Below are 16,313 nucleotides of genomic sequence, written 5' to 3'. Positions count from 1 at the left end.
CCTTGAGCCCGCTAGATACTTCCCTTGAACCGTACGAGGTCTGGTTCCTCACCGGCAGCCAGAATCTTTACGGTGAAGACACCCTTCGCCAGGTCGCCGAGCAGTCACAGGCCATTGTCGGGATACTCGAGTCCGCCGGGCTGCCGGTCCGGATCGCATGGAAGCCCACCCTGACCGATGCCGGCTCCATCCGCACCGCAGCACTGGAGGCCAACGCAGACCACCGCGTCATCGGCGTGATCGCGTGGATGCACACCTTCAGTCCCGCCAAGATGTGGATCAGCGGCCTGGACGCGCTGCGTAAGCCGCTGCTGCATCTGCACACCCAGATCAACGTCGCCCTGCCGTGGGGTGAAATCGATTTCGACTTCATGAACCTCAACCAGGCTGCGCACGGAGACCGGGAGTTCGGCTACATCGCCACCCGCCTCGACGTTCCGCGCAAGACCGTCGTCGGCCACGCCTCCGCCCCGGAGGTCATCGCCCAGATTGAATCCTGGCAGCGGGCCTGCGCAGGACGGGCTGCCATCCAGGACCTGCGGATCGCCCGTTTCGGCGACAACATGCGCAATGTCGCCGTGACCGAGGGCGACAAGACCGAAGCCGAGCTGCAGTTCGGCGTCTCCGTCAACAGCTGGGGAGTCAACGACCTGGTGGCCGTGGTGGACGCCCAGCCCGACGACGCCGTGGACAAGCTCGTGGCCGAATACGAAGAGCTGTACGACGTGGCGCCGGAACTGCGGCGCGGCGGCGGACGGCACGAGTCACTGAGGTACGGAGCGCGCCAGGAGCTTGGTCTTCTGCAGTTCATGGAAGAAGGCGGTTTCGGTGCCTTCACCACGAACTTCGAGGATCTCGGCGGGCTGCGGCAGCTGCCCGGGCTGGCCGTGCAGCGGCTGATGTCGCACGGCTACGGGTTCGGTGCCGAAGGTGACTGGAAGACCGCCATGCTGGTCCGCGCCGCGAAGGTCATGGGTGCCGGACTGCCCGGCGGTGCCTCCCTCATGGAGGACTACACCTACCACCTGGTCCCGGGCGAGGAGAAGATCCTCGGCGCGCACATGCTTGAAATCTGCCCCAGCCTGACCACGCGGAAACCCTCCCTTGAAATCCACCCGCTGGGCATCGGGGACAGGGAAGATCCCGTCCGCCTGGTGTTCGACACCGATCCGGGCCCCGGCGTCGTTGTTGCCATGTCCGACATGCGCGACCGGTTTCGGCTCACTGCCAACACCGTGGACGTGGTGCCGCCGGATGCTCCGCTGCCGCACCTTCCGGTGGCCCGTGCAGTGTGGCAGCCGCAGCCGGACCTCGCGACGTCTGCGGCCGCGTGGCTTACGGCCGGCGCGGCCCACCACACGGTGCTCAGCACCGCCATCGGCGCAGACGTGGTCACCGACTTCGCCGAGATGGCCGGCGTCGAACTGCTCCTCATCGACTCAGCCACCACCCTGCGGGCGTTCCAGCGCGAAGTGCGCTGGAACGCCGCTTACTACCGACTCGCCTCCAAGCTATGACCCGCACGGCACCTTCCACCAGGCACGGCACCACGAAAGGCAGAACCATGGCACTGACCCTGAAACAAACCCTCATTGGGGGAGTATCCCTGACGCTCGCGCTGAGCCTCGGCGCCTGCTCAGGCAACCGCGGCGGCGGTGACGCCGGCGAAGGCTCCAACGAGGGAGCCAAAATCGGCGTGGCCATGCCGACGCAGCAGTCCGAACGCTGGATTGCCGACGGCGAGAACGTGAAGTCGCAGCTCGAGGAACTCGGCTACGAGGTGGACCTGCAGTACGCGAACGACGACATCCCCACCCAGGTTTCGCAGATCGAAAACATGATCAACGGCGGGGCCGAGGCCCTCGTGATCGCCTCCATCGACGGCACGACGCTGACCGGCGTGTTGGAGACGGCCGAATCCCAGGACATCCCCGTCATCGCCTATGACCGCCTTATCAACGAGTCGGACACCGTTGACTACTACACCACCTTCGACAACTACGAGGTAGGTGTGCAGCAGGGCACCTCGCTGCTCACCGGCCTGGGAATCCTCGACGAGGCCGGCACGGAAACCGGCGAAAAGGGCCCGTTCAACGTGGAACTGTTCGCCGGCAGCCCCGATGACAACAACGCCACCTTCTTCTGGGACGGGGCCATGGACACTCTTCAGCCCTACTTGGATAACGGCACCCTGAAGGTGCCCAGCGGCCAGACCGAATTCGAGCAGGCCGCCATCCTGCGCTGGCTGCCGGACACCGCCCAGGACCGCATGGAAGACCTCCTGACAATAGGCGGCGGCGCGCAGCTCGACGGCGTGCTGTCCCCGTATGACGGATTGTCCATCGGCATCATCTCCGCCCTCCGTTCCGGCGGTTACTCCGGGGAAAACCTGCCGGTCATCACCGGCCAGGACGCGGAAGTCGGATCGGTGCAGTCCATCATGGCCGACGAGCAGTACTCCACGATCTTCAAGGACGTGCGCGAACTCGGCGAACGTGCCGTCCTGATGGTCGATTCCCTGATGAAGGGCGAGGACCCGGAGGTCAACGACGAGGAGACCTATGACAACGGCGTGAAGGTGGTTCCCGCCTACCTGCTCGAATCGGAGATTGTCACCAAGGACAACTACGAGGAAACCCTCGTGGACAGCGGCTACTACGAGGCCTCGGACCTCGAATAACAGCACGGGGCGGCCGGCGTGCTGCTGCCCGCCCTGTGAACCGGCACAGTTCAGGCACACAGAGAGGTCCGCGTGAGCGACTACATTCTCCAAATGATGGGGATCACGAAATCCTTCCCCGGGGTCAAGGCGTTGCAGGACGTCACCCTGGCCGTTGCCCGCGGAGAAGTCCACGCGGTGTGCGGAGAGAACGGTGCCGGCAAATCGACCCTCATGAAAGTCCTGTCGGGTGTCTACCCGCACGGGACCTACGACGGCGAGATCCTGCTGGACGGCGAACCGGTCTCCTTCCGCGACATCAAGGACAGCGAACGCAGCGGCATTGTGATCATCCACCAGGAACTGGCACTTTCCCCCTACCTCTCGGTGGCCGAGAACATTTTCCTGGGCAACGAACGTGCGGCCCGGGGATTCATCAACTGGAACGAGACCAACGTCCGTGCCGCCGAACTGCTCCGGCGGGTGGGGCTGGACCTCAATCCGGTGACCCCGGCCGGAGACATCGGCGTCGGAAAGCAGCAGCTGGTGGAGATCGCCAAGGCGCTGTCCAAGGACGTGAAGCTGCTGATCCTCGACGAGCCGACGGCCGCCCTCAATGACGAAGACTCACAGCATCTGCTGGGCCTGGTCCGCGGCCTGCGCGAGGACGGCATCACCTGCATCATCATCAGTCACAAGCTGAACGAGATCAGGGCGATTGCGGACTCCGTCACCATCCTGCGTGACGGACAGACCATCGAAACCCTGAGCCTGCAGGAGGACTCCGTAACCGAGGAGCGGATCATCAAGGGCATGGTGGGACGCGAGCTCACCAACCGCTACCCGGACCGGACACCCGACATCGGCGAGGAAGTGCTCCGCGTGGAGGACTGGACGGTCCATCACCCCCGGGAGCATGCCCGCACAGTGATCCACAACGCGCACCTGACCGTCCGTGCCGGCGAAATCGTCGGAATCGCGGGGCTGATGGGCGCGGGCCGCACCGAACTGGCCATGAGTATCTTCGGGCGCAGCTACGGATCCAACATCAGCGGAAAGCTGTACAAAAACGGCAGGGAAATCACTGCCCGGACGGTGCAGGAAGCCATCCGCCACGGCATCGCCTATGCCACGGAGGACCGCAAGCGGTACGGCCTGAACCTCATCGAAGACATCAAACGGAACATCTCCGCCTCCGCCCTGACAAAACTCGCCACCAGGGGCTGGGTCGACGGCGGCCGCGAAACCGTGGTGGCACAGGACTACAAGAGCAGCATGAACATCAAGGCACCCTCCGTCGCGGCGGTCACGGGCAAGCTGTCCGGCGGAAACCAGCAGAAAGTGGTGCTGTCCAAATGGATGTTCGCCGACCCGGACGTTTTGATCCTCGATGAACCAACCCGCGGCATCGACGTGGGTGCAAAGTACGAGATCTACACGATTATCAACAAGCTGGCAGCGCAGGGCAAAGCGGTGGTGGTCATCTCCTCGGAACTCCCGGAGCTCCTCGGAATCTGTGACCGCATCTACACCCTGGCACAGGGCAGGATCACCGCGGAGGTCCCGATAGCCGAGGCCACCCCCGAACGACTTATGCAGTACATGACCCAGGAAAAGGAATAACCATGGTTTCCACTCTCGCCGGCGAGGATCCGGCTCTCGGCACCAGGAGCCCCAAAAATTCCCCGCTGGGGGACGCGGCGCGCTTCCTGACCAGCAGGCTGCGCCAGATCGGCATCTTCCTCGCACTGCTGGTCATCGTGACCCTGTTCCAGGTGCTGACCGGCGGCGCCCTGCTCCAGCCGGATAATGTGGCCAACATCATTGTGCAGAACAGCTACATCCTGCTGCTGGCCATCGGCATGGTCATGATCATCGTGGCCGGGCACATCGACCTTTCGGTCGGGTCGGTGGCGGCTTTTGTCGGCGCCATGTCCGGCATCATGATCCGTGACTGGGGCATGCCCTGGTGGGCTGCACTGGGACTCTCCCTGGTGGTGGGTGCCCTGGTGGGCGCCTGGCAGGGCTTCTGGGTTGCCTACGTCGGTATCCCCGCCTTCATTGTCACACTGGCCGGCATGCTCGTCTTCCGCGGCCTGACGCAGATTATCCTGGGCAACCAGCGAATCACCGGCTTTCCCGAGGAGTACCGCCAGCTTGGCGGCGGCTCCCTCTTCCCGGGGCTGTTCCCGCCGGAGACCAACCTCCTGGACTGGACCACCGTGGGACTGGGCGTGCTGGCCACCGCACTGCTGGTGATCAGCCAGCTGCGCGGCCGAAACGCCCGGATGAAACTGAACCTGGATGATGAGCCCCGGGCCTGGTTCCTCACCCGGCTGGTCTTCAGTGCGGTGATTATGCTTGGGCTCACCTATCTGCTCGCCAGCTCCCGGGGCGGCACGCCGATTGTGCTGGTGGTGCTGGGGATCCTGGTGGTGGCCTACAGCGCCGTGATGAACCGCTCCGTGTTCGGCCGGCACGTCTACGCCCGGGGAGGGAACCTGCAGGCCGCCCACCTCTCGGGCGTCAACACCAAACGGGTCGACTTCATGCTGTTCGTCAACATGGGCGTGCTGGCGGCCCTGGCCGGACTCATTTTCACCGGCCGGTTGAACTCCGCCGGCCCCGGGGCGGGCAACCTCTTCGAACTCGATGCCATCGCCGCAGCCTTCATTGGCGGGGCAGCCGTCACCGGCGGTGTCGGAACGATCGTGGGGGCCATCACCGGGGGCCTGATCATGGGTGTGCTGAACAACGGCATGTCGCTCCTAGGGGTGGGGATCGACTACCAGCAGTTCATCAAGGGGCTCGTCCTTCTCCTTGCCGTGGGCTTTGACGTCTTCAACAAGCGCAAGGCTTCCAATGCGCTGAAATAACCACCCTTTGAATCATCGCCGGCGGGCGTCCTTTCGGGCGTCCGCCGGCGTCGTTTTATGTGGTCTATACCATGCGAAAAGCATGATAGGGACCACAAAGCGCATTGTGTGACAAAGGATACAAAATAGCCTCGAAATTGTACTTCTTCCGCTTGTTTCCGCGGCTCCGGGAAAGGTAACAATTCATGCAGGCTTGATATCGATTTGATATCGACCAAGAGCTCCCCTACTTTGATTAAGGCCCCGGTCGAGGGCTGGACCGCTGACTGGAACGAAGTCGGCGGCGGCCGGCACCAATCCTGGTGCGGCCTCAAACCAGAATCAAGATGCCACGCGTCCACTGTGCGTCGCCGCTGCGTGGCATCGAAGAAGACCTCTATCTATATGGGGAAGGCGACGGCGTGAAGACGCCCGGGGACGGGACGAGCGCAGGTGGAACCCGTGGGAGCAAAAGACTTATGAAGAACCAGAAGATCCGTCGTATCGTACGCCGCGGCCTGGCTACCGCCGCCATCACCGGCGCTGGCGCTGCAGGTCTCGTAGGAATGGCCGCCCCGGCCAACGCAGCCTCCATGGACTGGGACGCCCTCGCGCAGTGCGAAAGCGGCGGAAACTGGGCCATCAACACCGGTAACGGCTACTCCGGCGGGCTGCAGTTCAGCCCCAGCACCTGGGCAGCCTTCGGCGGCACCGGCGACGCTGCAAACGCCAGCCGCGAGCAGCAGATTGCCGTAGCCGAGCGTGTACTGGCTGAGCAGGGCCCCGGCGCCTGGCCTGCCTGCACCGCCAAGCTGGGCCTGACCGGCGCCACCGCCAACCCGCAGGCCGCCCAGCCTGCTCCGGCTGCTCCGGTGGAGACCTACACCGAGCCCGCCCCGGTCGTTGAGGCCGCTCCGGCCCCGGTTGTCGAGGCTGCTCCGGTGGAGACCTACACCGAGCCCGCCCCGGTTGTTGAGGCCGCTCCGGTAGAGACCTACGTACAGCCGCAGACCGTGGCTCCGGCACCGGCCAGCGTTCCGGTTGAAGCCGTTGCCCCGGTTCAGACCCCGGCTCCGGTCCTGTCCGGCGAGACCTACGTGGTCCAGGCCGGTGACACCCTCTCCGGAATCGCCGAGAAGCTGGGCATCGAGGGTGGCTGGCAGGCCCTGTACAACGCCAACCTGGACACCGTGATCCACCAGGACCTGATCTTCACCGGTCAGACCCTGCAGCTGCCGGCCTAATGACGGCAAAGCAAGTCTTCGGTAATAGTTCCGCCTTGTAGCGGACATCGAAGCACAATGGGCGCTTCCGCTGACTGCGGAAGCGCCCATTGCCGTTTAACCCCATTCCCGCCGCCGCTAGCCCCCGGCGATGGACTGCAGCACCAGGAGTTCTGCATGGCGCGGCAGCACGGTAGCCACTCCGTCAAGGTCCCGGATATCCTCGCCGTCCAGGTACAGGTTGACGTAGCGGCGGAGGCCGCCTTTCTCGTCGCAGACCTTCCGGTACACACGCGGGTACCCCGCCTGCAGCAGCACCAGCACGTCCGCCACCGTAGTTTCCCCTGCCGGTCCGGTTCGGGGGACCGGCGCGGACACGGGACGCAGCGTCAGCAGGCGCCGGCCGCCCGCGGCGTCGGCCAGCGCCGCCGGCAGCAGCAGCTCGACGCCGGTGCGGCCGGGAGCGTCAGGCTGCAACGGCGCGGACACAGAGCACATCCGGAAGATTGGCCGCCACCAGGTGAAAGGTTTCACCCTCGTCCGCGCTGGCGTAAACCTCGCCCCCGCGGGTGCCGAAGTAGATGCCGGCGGGATCGGCGTCGTCTACATGGGCGGCGTCGCGCAGCACGGCGTTGAAGTCGTAGGCCGGCAGGCCGGCGTCGAACCGCTCCCAGCTTCCGCCGGCATCGGTGCTGCGGTACACGGCCGGGCGGCCCTGCGGCGGATTCCGTTCCCCGGCGGACCCTAGCGGAATGGTCCAGATGGTATCGGCGCGGGTGGGGTGGGACAGCATCACGAAACCGAAGTCCGCGGGCAGGCCGTCGGCAATGGAAATCCACTGCCCGCCGGCGTCGTCGCTGCGGTACACACCTCCGTGGTTCTGGGCGTACAGCCGCTGGGGGTCGCCGGCGTCCCGGGCCACCTTGTGCACACATTGTCCGAACTCGGGATACTTCTCCGGCATAAAGTCCGCGATGATGCCGGTGTTGAAGGCATCCCACGTGTCGCCGCGGTCATCGGACCGGTAGACCCCGCCGCTGCTGATCGCGACATGGACCGAATCATCACTGGCACTGGGCAGGACCGTGTGCGCGGCCGGGCCGCCGTAGCCGGCGCCCCACTGGGTGCGGTGCGGATGGTCCCAGAGTCCCCGCACCAGTTCGAAGTGCTTGCCGCCGTCCTCGGAGCGGAACACGGAAATCGGTTCACAGCCCGCCCAGATCACGCCGGGCCGGTCCGCGCTGTCCGGTGCCAGCTGCCAAATGCGCTCCAGCGACGCTCCGGTGTCGTCCGGAAAGGCAATGGCCGCCTGCTCCGGTTCCTGCCAGGTTCTCCCCAGATCATCGGAAATCGCCACGTTGGTGCCCCACCACTCGGACCGCACCCCGGCGAGCAGCCGCGGGGTCCCGCTCCTGGCGTCGAAGGCAAGGGACGGCACCTCGGTCATGGCAAACTCCGGTCCCCGCAGCTCCCACGTCCGGCGGTCCGGACTCGTGGCCAGCCACAGTCCCTTGCGGGTTCCAATGGCGACCACGGTGGAGACATCGGGGGATACGGCAGCAGGTACGGCAGCGGGCATCGCTTCGGGCACGGCATCCATGCGGTTATTCCAGCACCGGGGGTGCGCCGGAACAAGGGGTTGTGGAAAGACCGCGCGGGCCGCGGCCCAACCAAGCCAGCCGCGGCATGGAAATTGCAGGCGCGGGTGCGATAGACATAAAAGATGCTGTTCCTGCGGCCGGAAGCCCGGTGTCCATGATCTACATCGATCCGCCGATGTGGCCGGCGCACAACACCCTCTTTTCCCATCTGGTCTCCGACACCGGACTCGACGAGCTGCACGCCTTCACCGCGGCCGCGGGCATCTCGCCAAGGGCGTTCGACGGCGACCACTACGACGTGCCCCGGGAACGCTACGATGCGCTGGTGTCCCGCGGTGCCGTGCCGGTCAGCGGCGGGGACCTGGTCCGCATCCTGATCGCCTGCGGACTGCGGATCCCGGCGCGGGAACGCCCGTCCGCCCTCGCCGGTCCGCTGCGCCACCGGTGGAACCGGCTGCTGCCCGGCACGCCGGACCTGGGCGGGCGCCTGCTGGAGCACTGGAATGAACCGCACCGCCGCTACCACGACCGCAGGCACCTGCTGCAGGTCCTGGAGGCACTGGACCTGCTGACCGACAGCGACGTTCCCCTTCCCGTGGCTCTTGCCGCCTGGTTCCACGACGCCGTGTACACCGGCCGTCCCGGTGCCGACGAGGAAGCGTCGGCCCGGTTGGCCGAACAGCTGCTGCCGGCCGCGGGCGTCGCCGCCGCCGTGACCGCCGAATGCGCCCGGCTGGTCCGTCTGACCGCCACCCACGATCCTGCGGCGGCGGATATCCACGGGGCGTTGCTCACGGACGCGGACCTGGCCGTGCTGGCCCGTGAACCCGCCCGCTACGCCGCCTACCTGCAGGCCGTCCGGGCCGAATACGCGCACCTTTCGGAGGACTTTGCTGCCGGCCGACGGCGGGTGGTTCGGCAGCTTGCCGCCGCGGATCCGCTCTACCGGACGCCGGCCGGACGGCGTCTCTGGGAGGAACAGGCCCGCCGCAACCTGGCCGGGGAGCTGGCCGGGGCGCCCGCCGTCGTCGTCCCTTCCCGCACCGCGGCAGCGGACAACCGGCAGTGAGTATTCCGGCGGCGGCTCCCGGCGGGCCGGCCCCTGGCGAATTCACCGGGCACCGCCGCGGCAGCCGCGGTTACCGCGGCGTGCTGATCGGGCTCGCTGCCGCGGGCGTGGCCACCTTCGCCCAGCTGTATTCCCTGCAGGGGGTCCTGCCGGAGCTGGCGGCGGACCTGGGGATCTCGGCCGCCTCGGCCGCACTGACCGTTTCCGCAGCCACTCTTGGGCTCGCCGTCACCGTGATTCCCTGGTCCGCGGCCGCGGACCGCTTCGGCCGGCTGCCGGCCATGCGCCTGGCGATCCTGGCCGCTGTGGTGCTGGGACTGGCCGTTCCCCTCAGCCCCAGCCTGCCGGTGCTGCTGGGCCTGCGCTTCCTCGAGGGTGCGGCGCTGGGCGGAATTCCGGCCGTGGCGCTGGCCTACCTCAGTGAGGAAGTCAGCCGGGTGCATGCCGCCGTGGCGGCCGGAACCTATGTTTCGGGCACCACCATCGGCGGCCTCCTCGGCCGGATCCTGGCGGCACCCCTGGCCGAACTCGTGAACTGGCGCGTGGGCGTGGCCGCCGTGAGCCTGCTGGCCGCCTGTGCGGCAGCCGTGTTTATGCTCACCGCACCCCGCCAGCGCGGCTTTCTCCCCGTGCGCGGGGCGCTTCCCGGGCACGGCCTGGCCGCCCGGCTGGCAGCCAATCTCCGCAACCCGCGGCTGCTGGCGCTGTACCTTCAGGGTTTCCTGCTGATGGGCGGATTCGTGGCGGTCTACAACTATCTGGGTTTCCGGCTCGGCGCGGAACCTTTCGGGCTGCCCTCGAGCCTGGCCAGCTCCCTGTTCCTCGCGTATCTCGCCGGCACGTGGTCCTCCCGCGCGGCGGGAACCCTGGCAGCCCGGCTTCGCGGCGGGCGGAAGCCGGTGCTGCTGCTGTCCATCGGCGCGATGGCACTGGGTCTGGGCCTGACCGTGGCAGACAACCTGCCGGCCATTGTGGCCGGGCTGCTGGTCTTCACCGCCGGTTTCTTCGCAGCGCACTCGATCGCCTCCGGCTGGACGCCGCTGCTGGCCCGGGAGGGACGGGCGCAGGCGTCCTCGCTGTACAACCTCTTCTATTACACGGGGTCCAGCCTGCTGGGCTGGGCCGGCGGCTACTGCTTCCAGCAGGACGGCTGGCGGTCGCTGGTGCTGTTTGTCGGCGTGCTGCTGGCGGCGGCGGCGCTGGTGGCCGTCCTGGTCCTGCGCACCGAGGACGACGTTGCGCGGAAACCGTCAGCGAAAGTGCAGTAGTTACCGTTGGGGAGATCGAAAGTGCGGTACTACCGGTTTTCGGGTGAAAACCCGTAACTACTGCACTTTCGATTCCGGCGGTGCCGAAAACGTAGGCTGGACGGTGTGAAGACCGACGCCGACCTTTCCTCCCGGCGGCTCAGCCGCCGCATCCTCGCCCTGGCCCTGCCGGCGCTGGGTGCACTGATTGCCGAACCCCTGTTCCTGCTGGCCGACTCCGCCATCGTCGGCCACCTCGGCGTACCCCAGCTGGCCGGCGTCGGCCTCGCGTCCACGGTGCTGCAGACCGCCGTCGGGCTGATGGTCTTCCTGGCCTATTCCACCACCGGCACAGTGGCCCGCTTTCTCGGCGGCAACCGGCAGCCTGAGGCGCTCGCCGCCGGACGGGACGGCATAGCCCTGGCCGTCCTGCTCGGCGTGCTGCTTTCCACCGTCGGGTACCTCTTCGCTCCCCAGCTGTGCGCCGCCATGGGGGCCACCGGCGATGTGCACCGGTACGCCGTGGACTACCTGCGTTTTTCAATGCCCGGCCTGACCGCGATGCTCGTGGTCCTGGCCGCCACGGGCGTGCTGCGCGGACTGCAGGACACCCGCACCCCGCTGGTGGTGGCCACGGCCGGTTTCGCCGTGAACATCGGGCTGAATTACCTGCTGGTGTACGGATTCTCCCTGTCCGTGGCGGGATCGGCGCTGGGTACCAGCATTGCCCAGTGGGGCATGGCGGTGTTCTACCTGATCGCGGTGGCGCGGATGGTCCGTTCACAGGGTGTCCCGCTCTGGCCGGCAGCGTCGGGTATCAGGGCCACCGCCCACGTGGGGTCATGGCTGATGCTGCGCACGCTGAGCCTGCGTGCAGCGGTGCTCGCGACGGTGCTGGTGGCCACCGCGCAGGGTCCGGAATCCCTGGCCGCCCATCAGCTGGTCATGACCGTGTTCACCTTCCTGGCGTTCGCCCTGGACGCGCTGGCCATCGCAGCCCAGGCAATGATCGGCAAGGAGCTTGGTGCCGGAAACACCGTGCTGGCCCGCGCACTGACCCGCCGGATGATCCTGTGGGGCGTCGGGTTCGGTGTGGTGACGGGGGCACTGCTGGCACTGGCGGCGCCGGTGGCCGGTGTGCTCTTTACCAACGACGCCGGGGTGCAGCAGGCCATGACCGCCGGACTCTGGGTCCTCGCCGTCTCCCAGCCGATCTGCGGGCTGGTGTTCGTGCTGGACGGAGTGCTGATCGGTGCGGGGGACGCCAGATACCTGGCCCTCACCGGACTGTTGAACCTGGCCGCCTACGTGCCGCTGCTGATCTGGGTGCACAGTGCCGGCCTGTCCGGTCCCGGCGGGATTGCCTGGCTGTGGGCGGCCTTCGCCCTCGGGTACATGAGCGCCCGCGGAATCACCCTCTCCTGGCGGACCCGGCGGGACGCGTGGATGGTTACCGGTACCGTGCCCCGGACCGCAAGCGACTAAGCTTGACGGTGGCCAACCGGCCATCGATATGACGGCAAGTGAAAGCGGAGGCTCTGCAGTGGGCGCATCCAATCCCGGCGCACCTTGGGGACCCATGCTGGTCCGTTCAGCGGTGGCCGCAGTTTACGGCGTGCTGACCGTCTTCTGGCAGGAGCCCACCGAACCGGTCCTGGTGTTTGCCGGCGGCGCCTATCTGCTGCTTACCGGTGTTGCACTCTGGCCCATGCTGACGGCAGCCAGGGGCCACGGGAAGGTCCGGCCGCTGCTGCTGGTGGAAGCCGCTGCGTACGTTCTTGCCGGCGCAGCTACGCTGATTTTCGCCTCGGCCGAGGCCTTCCGCGTCGCGGCGGCAGCCGCCCTCATCCTCGGCGGAGTGCTGGAAATCTTCCTTTGGGTCCGGAACCGAGGGGACTTCCTGCCGGCACGTGACTGGCTGATCACCGGTGCCGCGGCACTGACGGCCGGTGTCCTGGTGCCGGTCTTCTACGGCCTGGGCGTCCGTGCGCTGCTCGGCGTGACCGGCGGTGCGGCAATCATCATTGCCGTGATCGTGGCGATTTCCGCGCTGGGCGCACGGCATGATTCCCGTACCGCGGCGGCAACGCAGGCGTAGGCCGTAAACTAGGTAACGCGCGCGGTGCAATCTGCACCGATCCGCGCCACCCCAACGCAGCAGGAGGCAAAGATAGTGGCGAACAGCTCAACCGGCGGGCCGCAGAAGCGGAACTCCGTAAAGGCACCGCTCATCTTCTCTGCCGTGCTGGCGCTGATCGCCGGCGTTGCCACCATGATCTTCGCCACCGGCGGAGCGGAGCAGGAACTGCGGTTCGACCTCGGGCTCATCGCCGTCGGCATCGCGTTTATTGCCTCGCTGCTGGTCTCTTCGCTGCTCCTGATGACGGAGAAGCCGAACCCCGAGCACCTCAGCCAGGGTTCGGGTATTCACCGCAGCTCGGCAAAGATCCCCGGCGGTGCGGGACACGTGGGCAGGCCGGCGTCGTCCGCTCCGGACACCACGGACACTGCGGACGACTCTCCCCGCCCTACGGATCCCACCGCCTGATCAGCGGGCCCGGTCGAAGATTTCCTTGCTGATGCCCGTCGGCGCGTCGTATTGGCGCTCCGGCAGGTTCTTCAGCGCCTCCGCTGCGGCGGCTTACTGAGGGGTGGATCCTGCCCGTCGCCGCCCAGCAGGAGCTCCGCAGCGTCGGCGGACCGGTCGGTGACGGTGGTCGGCGACTCCAGGTGCACGGCCCCGGAGGGAACCACCCCGGCCCCGCCGAACCTCTCCATCACCCTCCACTGTGCCGCCACGTCCTCTCCGGCGTGCCCCGGCGGAAGCTGATCCCAGAACCCGAAGCCGCCGCAGGCGAGCAGGGCCCGGCGGTCGTAGAGGACGCAGGCCCCCACCCAGGCGATCCGGTACAGCTGCCAATCTCCGGGCGGAATCCCGAGGCCGGAAGCCACATGCGCCAGATTCGCTGCGTTATGCAGGGTCCAGCGTGAGAAGCCCGGCCCACCGCGGCGGATCCGTTCCGGCTGTACCCTCCCGTCTTCCCAGAGCTGGAACGGCTGCTGTTCCTGGGGCCGCCGGTCGCTGAGATAGGACAGCCCCTGGACGGCCGCTCCCACGAAACCCGCGCCGGACGCTTCCAGAGCCGCCGTCAGCCGGACAAGCATGCCCGGTTCCAGCCAGACGTCGTCGTCCAGGAACAGGACCAGCCGAGCTCCGGCCTGGCCAAGCAGGAAGTGCCGCTGTTCGGCCAGCCCCCGGGCCGGCAGGTGCCTCAGCAGCCGGACCTGCCTGCCCTGCGCCTGCAGGACCCGGACCATGGCCTCGGCGGCGGGATGGTTCCACGAGGGGACGTCAGTGCTTTGATCGCTGATAACGACGGCGAAGTCCGGCCCGTCCTGCGCGGCCAGCCCGGCCAGGGTGACGGCCAGTTCGGCCGGCCGGTTGCGGGTGGGAATCAGCACGTCCACCTGGGCCGGGCTGCCGGATTCGGGCGGCCGTGCCCAGTCCCCGGACCAGCGCCGCGTCACGGCGGGTCCCCGGGGCTGTTCCCGGCGTCGTCGGCGATAGCCTCCGAGCCGCCCTTGACCGCGGGGTTTCCGCCGGTTTCCCCTGAACCGTTCCCGGTGCCGCCCGACCGGATCCGGGATACCAGAGCGGTGGTGGAGTGGTCGGAGACGTAGTCGAGGATCAGCACCCGGCCGCCGCACTCCTCCACCACCGGGGTTTCGGCCAGCATCTGGGCGGAATAGTCCCCGCCCTTGGCGTAAATATCCGGCCGCAGTTCCCGGATAAGCGGAATCGCGGTGTCCGTGTCGAACACGGTCACGTAGTCCACGCAGCTGAGTGCGGCAATGATCCCGGCCCGGTCGTGGACGGGATTGATCGGACGGCCCGGTCCTTTCAGCCGGCGGGCGGACGCGTCACTGTTCAGTGCGACCACCAGGATGTCACCCAGCTGTTTGGCCTGGTTCAAGTAGCGGGTGTGTCCGCGGTGCAGGACGTCGAAACAGCCGTTGGTCAGGACAATTCTGTGCCCGGCCGCCCGTTCGACGGCGGTCCGGGCCAGCAGGTCGGCCCGGCTGAGCGCCGCGTCGGCAAAACTGTCCAGGTGCTTTTCCAGATCGGCGGTGCTGCAGACGGAGGTGCCGGGCCGCTGGACCACAATATCGGCGGCGTTCTGCGCCAGGTCCGCCGCGGTGGATAACGGCAGCCCTGCCGCCCGGGCCAGCGTCAGGCAGGCAACGAAGGTATCGCCCGCTCCCGACGCCTGTTTTTCGGCGGCCGGGCGTGCCCAGGTGCGGTGGAATCCGCCGCCTGCACTGATCACCGCCGCGCCGTCCCGGTCCAAGGTGACGGCCGCCGCCGCGGCCCCGGCACCGGCCAGCAGGTCCGGTGCAGCCGCACGCACCCCCGCGGCGCGGTCCGGGCCGAGGGCCTTCGGTCCGCCCAGCAGCAGCGCGGCTTCGGCGGCATTCGGCGTGACCAAGTCGGGGGCCAGATCCGCCCAGGCGGCGGCGTCGTGGGCGTCCACCACGGTGAGCCGGCCGCCGCGCAGGGCCACCAGGGCGTCCCGCACCGCCCCGTGCAGCAGGCCGGTGCCGTAGTCGCAGACCACCAGGGCATCGGCGTCCTCCAGCAGTGCAGGGACTGAGGCAGCGAGCAGCTCCTCCGCCTCGGCCGGGAACCGCCCGCCGTCGTCGAGCCGGAACAGCACCTGTTCGCCGGCGAGTATCCGGTCCTTCGTGGCGGTCTGGGCATGCGGGTGCTGCACCAGTCCGCGCAGGTCCACTCCAGCCCCGGCCAGGAGGAAACGCAGCCGGTCACCGGCGTCGTCGCTGCCGGTCAGCCCGCCGAGCCGCACCCGCGCTCCGAGGGCATGCAGGTTCATGGCGGTGTTTCCCGCGCCGCCCGGCACGTAGTTCTTCTGCTGCACATCCACCACGGGTGCCGGGGCCTCGCGGCAGAACCGCTCGGTGACCCCATACCACCAGCCGTCCAGGATCACATCGCCAATGACGGCGACACGCAGTGAAGCCGCCGCGAGCCGGCCCGGCAGCCCCGGAGCGAGACTGCGAACCTCCCCGGGGTTCCCGAAGTCCCTCATGCGGGGATCCTCGGTGCCGCGGGTCCGGGCGGCCCGATATGGACCACCTTCACCAGGGAAAATTCGTCAAGAAGCTCCGGTCCGTAGCCCAACCCCCGGCCGCTCCGGCGCCGCAGCTGTGCGGAACAGCCCGGGCCGCCGCCGAAGACGGCGTTGATCTTCACCGTGCCCACGTCCAGGGCCGCGACCGCCTGCTGCGCGTGCGCAATGCTGCCGGTCAGTACCGTGGCCGCCAGCCCGTAGGACCCCGCAGCGGCCAGGGCGAGACCTTCCTCGAAGCTGTCCAGCACCTGCACGGCAGCTACGGGGCCGAACGTTTCGGCGTCGAAGATCTCCATCCCTGCCGCCTCCACGGCGGCACGGATCCCGGCGCGGCCGGTAGGCTTCAGCCGGCCAGCGAGGGTGCCGTACCGCGGGTCGAGGACGGTGATCAGGCCCGGGGAGTCCGCCGCTTCCGGACGGGAAGCCGGCTGGTCCGGCGCGGAAACCGGCGGTTGAATGGTGGTGGACATACTGCTCCTTGTCGCGCGTTGTATAGCTCCCATACCCCGTTT

14 protein-coding genes and 1 pseudogene are annotated in these 16,313 nt (G+C 67.7%); 10 read left to right on the top strand and 5 right to left on the bottom strand.

All coding sequences use genetic code 11. The annotated features are described in order from the left end of the window. Window positions 1-2 precede the first annotated feature (2 nt). The 5 genes from araA (at window position 3) to NNX37_RS05320 (ending at window position 6,758) form a co-directional block, all read left to right on the top strand. Window positions 3-1,517 (top strand): L-arabinose isomerase, encoded by a 1,515-nt coding sequence (gene araA / locus NNX37_RS05340; protein WP_255791269.1) that lies wholly within the window; start codon window positions 3-5, stop codon window positions 1,515-1,517. Window positions 1,518-1,564: 47 nt separating this feature from the next. After that, a complete protein-coding gene (gene chvE / locus NNX37_RS05335; protein ID WP_255791268.1) occupies window positions 1,565-2,680 on the top strand; it encodes a multiple monosaccharide ABC transporter substrate-binding protein in 1,116 nt (371 codons plus the stop codon). Window positions 2,681-2,773: 93 nt separating this feature from the next. Continuing rightward, a complete protein-coding gene (mmsA, locus tag NNX37_RS05330) occupies window positions 2,774-4,282 on the top strand; it encodes a multiple monosaccharide ABC transporter ATP-binding protein (RefSeq protein WP_304659170.1) in 1,509 nt (502 codons plus the stop codon). 2 nt (window positions 4,283-4,284) lie between these two features. Then, window positions 4,285-5,535 (top strand): multiple monosaccharide ABC transporter permease, encoded by a 1,251-nt coding sequence (gene mmsB, locus NNX37_RS05325; RefSeq protein WP_255791266.1) that lies wholly within the window; start codon window positions 4,285-4,287, stop codon window positions 5,533-5,535. 458 nt (window positions 5,536-5,993) lie between these two features. Further along, entirely contained in the window at window positions 5,994-6,758 is a 765-nt protein-coding gene (locus tag NNX37_RS05320) for a transglycosylase family protein (protein WP_255791265.1), read from the top strand. Window positions 6,759-6,875: 117 nt separating this feature from the next. Here the strand turns inward: NNX37_RS05320 and NNX37_RS05315 are convergent, their stop codons facing one another. Both NNX37_RS05315 and NNX37_RS05310 read right to left on the bottom strand, forming a co-directional pair. Continuing rightward, entirely contained in the window at window positions 6,876-7,226 is a 351-nt protein-coding gene (locus NNX37_RS05315) for a MoaD/ThiS family protein (RefSeq protein WP_255791264.1), read from the bottom strand. Then, window positions 7,204-8,337 (bottom strand): WD40/YVTN/BNR-like repeat-containing protein, encoded by a 1,134-nt coding sequence (locus NNX37_RS05310; RefSeq protein WP_255791263.1) that lies wholly within the window; start codon window positions 8,335-8,337, stop codon window positions 7,204-7,206. The genes NNX37_RS05315 and NNX37_RS05310 overlap by 23 nt, the downstream gene beginning before the upstream one ends. Before the next feature lie 155 nt (window positions 8,338-8,492). Here NNX37_RS05310 and NNX37_RS05305 point away from each other — a divergent pair, with 155 nt between their 5' ends. The 5 genes from NNX37_RS05305 (at window position 8,493) to NNX37_RS05285 (ending at window position 13,202) form a co-directional block, all read left to right on the top strand. Beyond that, window positions 8,493-9,407 carry a DUF4031 domain-containing protein gene (locus NNX37_RS05305; RefSeq protein WP_255791521.1) on the top strand — a complete coding sequence of 305 codons (915 nt, stop codon included), beginning with the start codon at window positions 8,493-8,495 and terminating at the stop codon, window positions 9,405-9,407. Beyond that, window positions 9,404-10,675 carry an MFS transporter gene (locus NNX37_RS05300; protein ID WP_255791262.1) on the top strand — a complete coding sequence of 424 codons (1,272 nt, stop codon included), beginning with the start codon at window positions 9,404-9,406 and terminating at the stop codon, window positions 10,673-10,675. Before NNX37_RS05305 ends, NNX37_RS05300 begins: the two co-directional genes overlap by 4 nt. Before the next feature lie 105 nt (window positions 10,676-10,780). Then, window positions 10,781-12,139, top strand: a complete 1,359-nt coding sequence (locus tag NNX37_RS05295; protein WP_255791261.1) for an MATE family efflux transporter — start codon at window positions 10,781-10,783, stop codon at window positions 12,137-12,139. Window positions 12,140-12,197: 58 nt separating this feature from the next. Continuing rightward, window positions 12,198-12,752 carry a hypothetical protein gene (locus NNX37_RS05290; RefSeq protein WP_255791260.1) on the top strand — a complete coding sequence of 185 codons (555 nt, stop codon included), beginning with the start codon at window positions 12,198-12,200 and terminating at the stop codon, window positions 12,750-12,752. A 75-nt stretch (window positions 12,753-12,827) separates the two neighbouring features. Beyond that, window positions 12,828-13,202: a hypothetical protein gene (locus NNX37_RS05285; protein WP_255791259.1), complete on the top strand. Its 375-nt coding sequence runs from the start codon at window positions 12,828-12,830 to the stop codon at window positions 13,200-13,202. Window positions 13,203-13,273: 71 nt separating this feature from the next. Here NNX37_RS05285 and NNX37_RS05280 read toward each other — a convergent pair whose 3' ends face one another. From NNX37_RS05280 to NNX37_RS05270, 3 genes and pseudogenes are all read right to left on the bottom strand, one after another. After that, window positions 13,274-14,182, bottom strand: a complete 909-nt coding sequence (locus NNX37_RS05280; RefSeq protein ID WP_255791258.1) for a glycosyltransferase family 2 protein — start codon at window positions 14,180-14,182, stop codon at window positions 13,274-13,276. Further along, complete coding sequence (gene rfaE2, locus NNX37_RS05275; protein WP_255791257.1) at window positions 14,179-15,759, bottom strand: D-glycero-beta-D-manno-heptose 1-phosphate adenylyltransferase; 1,581 nt, start codon at window positions 15,757-15,759, stop codon at window positions 14,179-14,181. The genes NNX37_RS05280 and rfaE2 overlap by 4 nt, the downstream gene beginning before the upstream one ends. Continuing rightward, window positions 15,756-16,082 (bottom strand): annotated as a pseudogene (locus tag NNX37_RS05270) (aldehyde dehydrogenase family protein); the annotation flags it as partial. The gene rfaE2 and the pseudogene NNX37_RS05270, both read right to left, overlap by 4 nt. Window positions 16,083-16,313 lie beyond the last annotated feature (231 nt).

It is taken from the genome of Arthrobacter zhaoxinii, from assembly GCF_024385505.1.
GTDB classification, from domain to species: Bacteria; Actinomycetota; Actinomycetes; order Actinomycetales; family Micrococcaceae; genus Arthrobacter_B; species Arthrobacter_B zhaoxinii.
This window is presented reverse-complemented; position numbering and strand designations above follow the sequence as displayed.

What these genes read in the sequence shown, in the direction of transcription:
- mmsB (WP_255791266.1), top strand. Translation starts at nt 4,285, where the DNA reads ATGGTTTCCACTCTCGCCGGCGAGGATCCGGCTCTCGGCACCAGGAGC.
- NNX37_RS05310 (WP_255791263.1), bottom strand. Translation starts at nt 8,337, where the DNA reads ATGGATGCCGTGCCCGAAGCGATGCCCGCTGCCGTACCTGCTGCCGTA.
- NNX37_RS05320 (WP_255791265.1), top strand. Translation starts at nt 5,994, where the DNA reads ATGAAGAACCAGAAGATCCGTCGTATCGTACGCCGCGGCCTGGCTACC.
- NNX37_RS05305 (WP_255791521.1), top strand. Translation starts at nt 8,493, where the DNA reads ATGATCTACATCGATCCGCCGATGTGGCCGGCGCACAACACCCTCTTT.
- rfaE2 (WP_255791257.1), bottom strand. Translation starts at nt 15,759, where the DNA reads ATGAGGGACTTCGGGAACCCCGGGGAGGTTCGCAGTCTCGCTCCGGGG.
- mmsA (WP_304659170.1), top strand. Translation starts at nt 2,774, where the DNA reads ATGATGGGGATCACGAAATCCTTCCCCGGGGTCAAGGCGTTGCAGGAC.
- chvE (WP_255791268.1), top strand. Translation starts at nt 1,565, where the DNA reads ATGGCACTGACCCTGAAACAAACCCTCATTGGGGGAGTATCCCTGACG.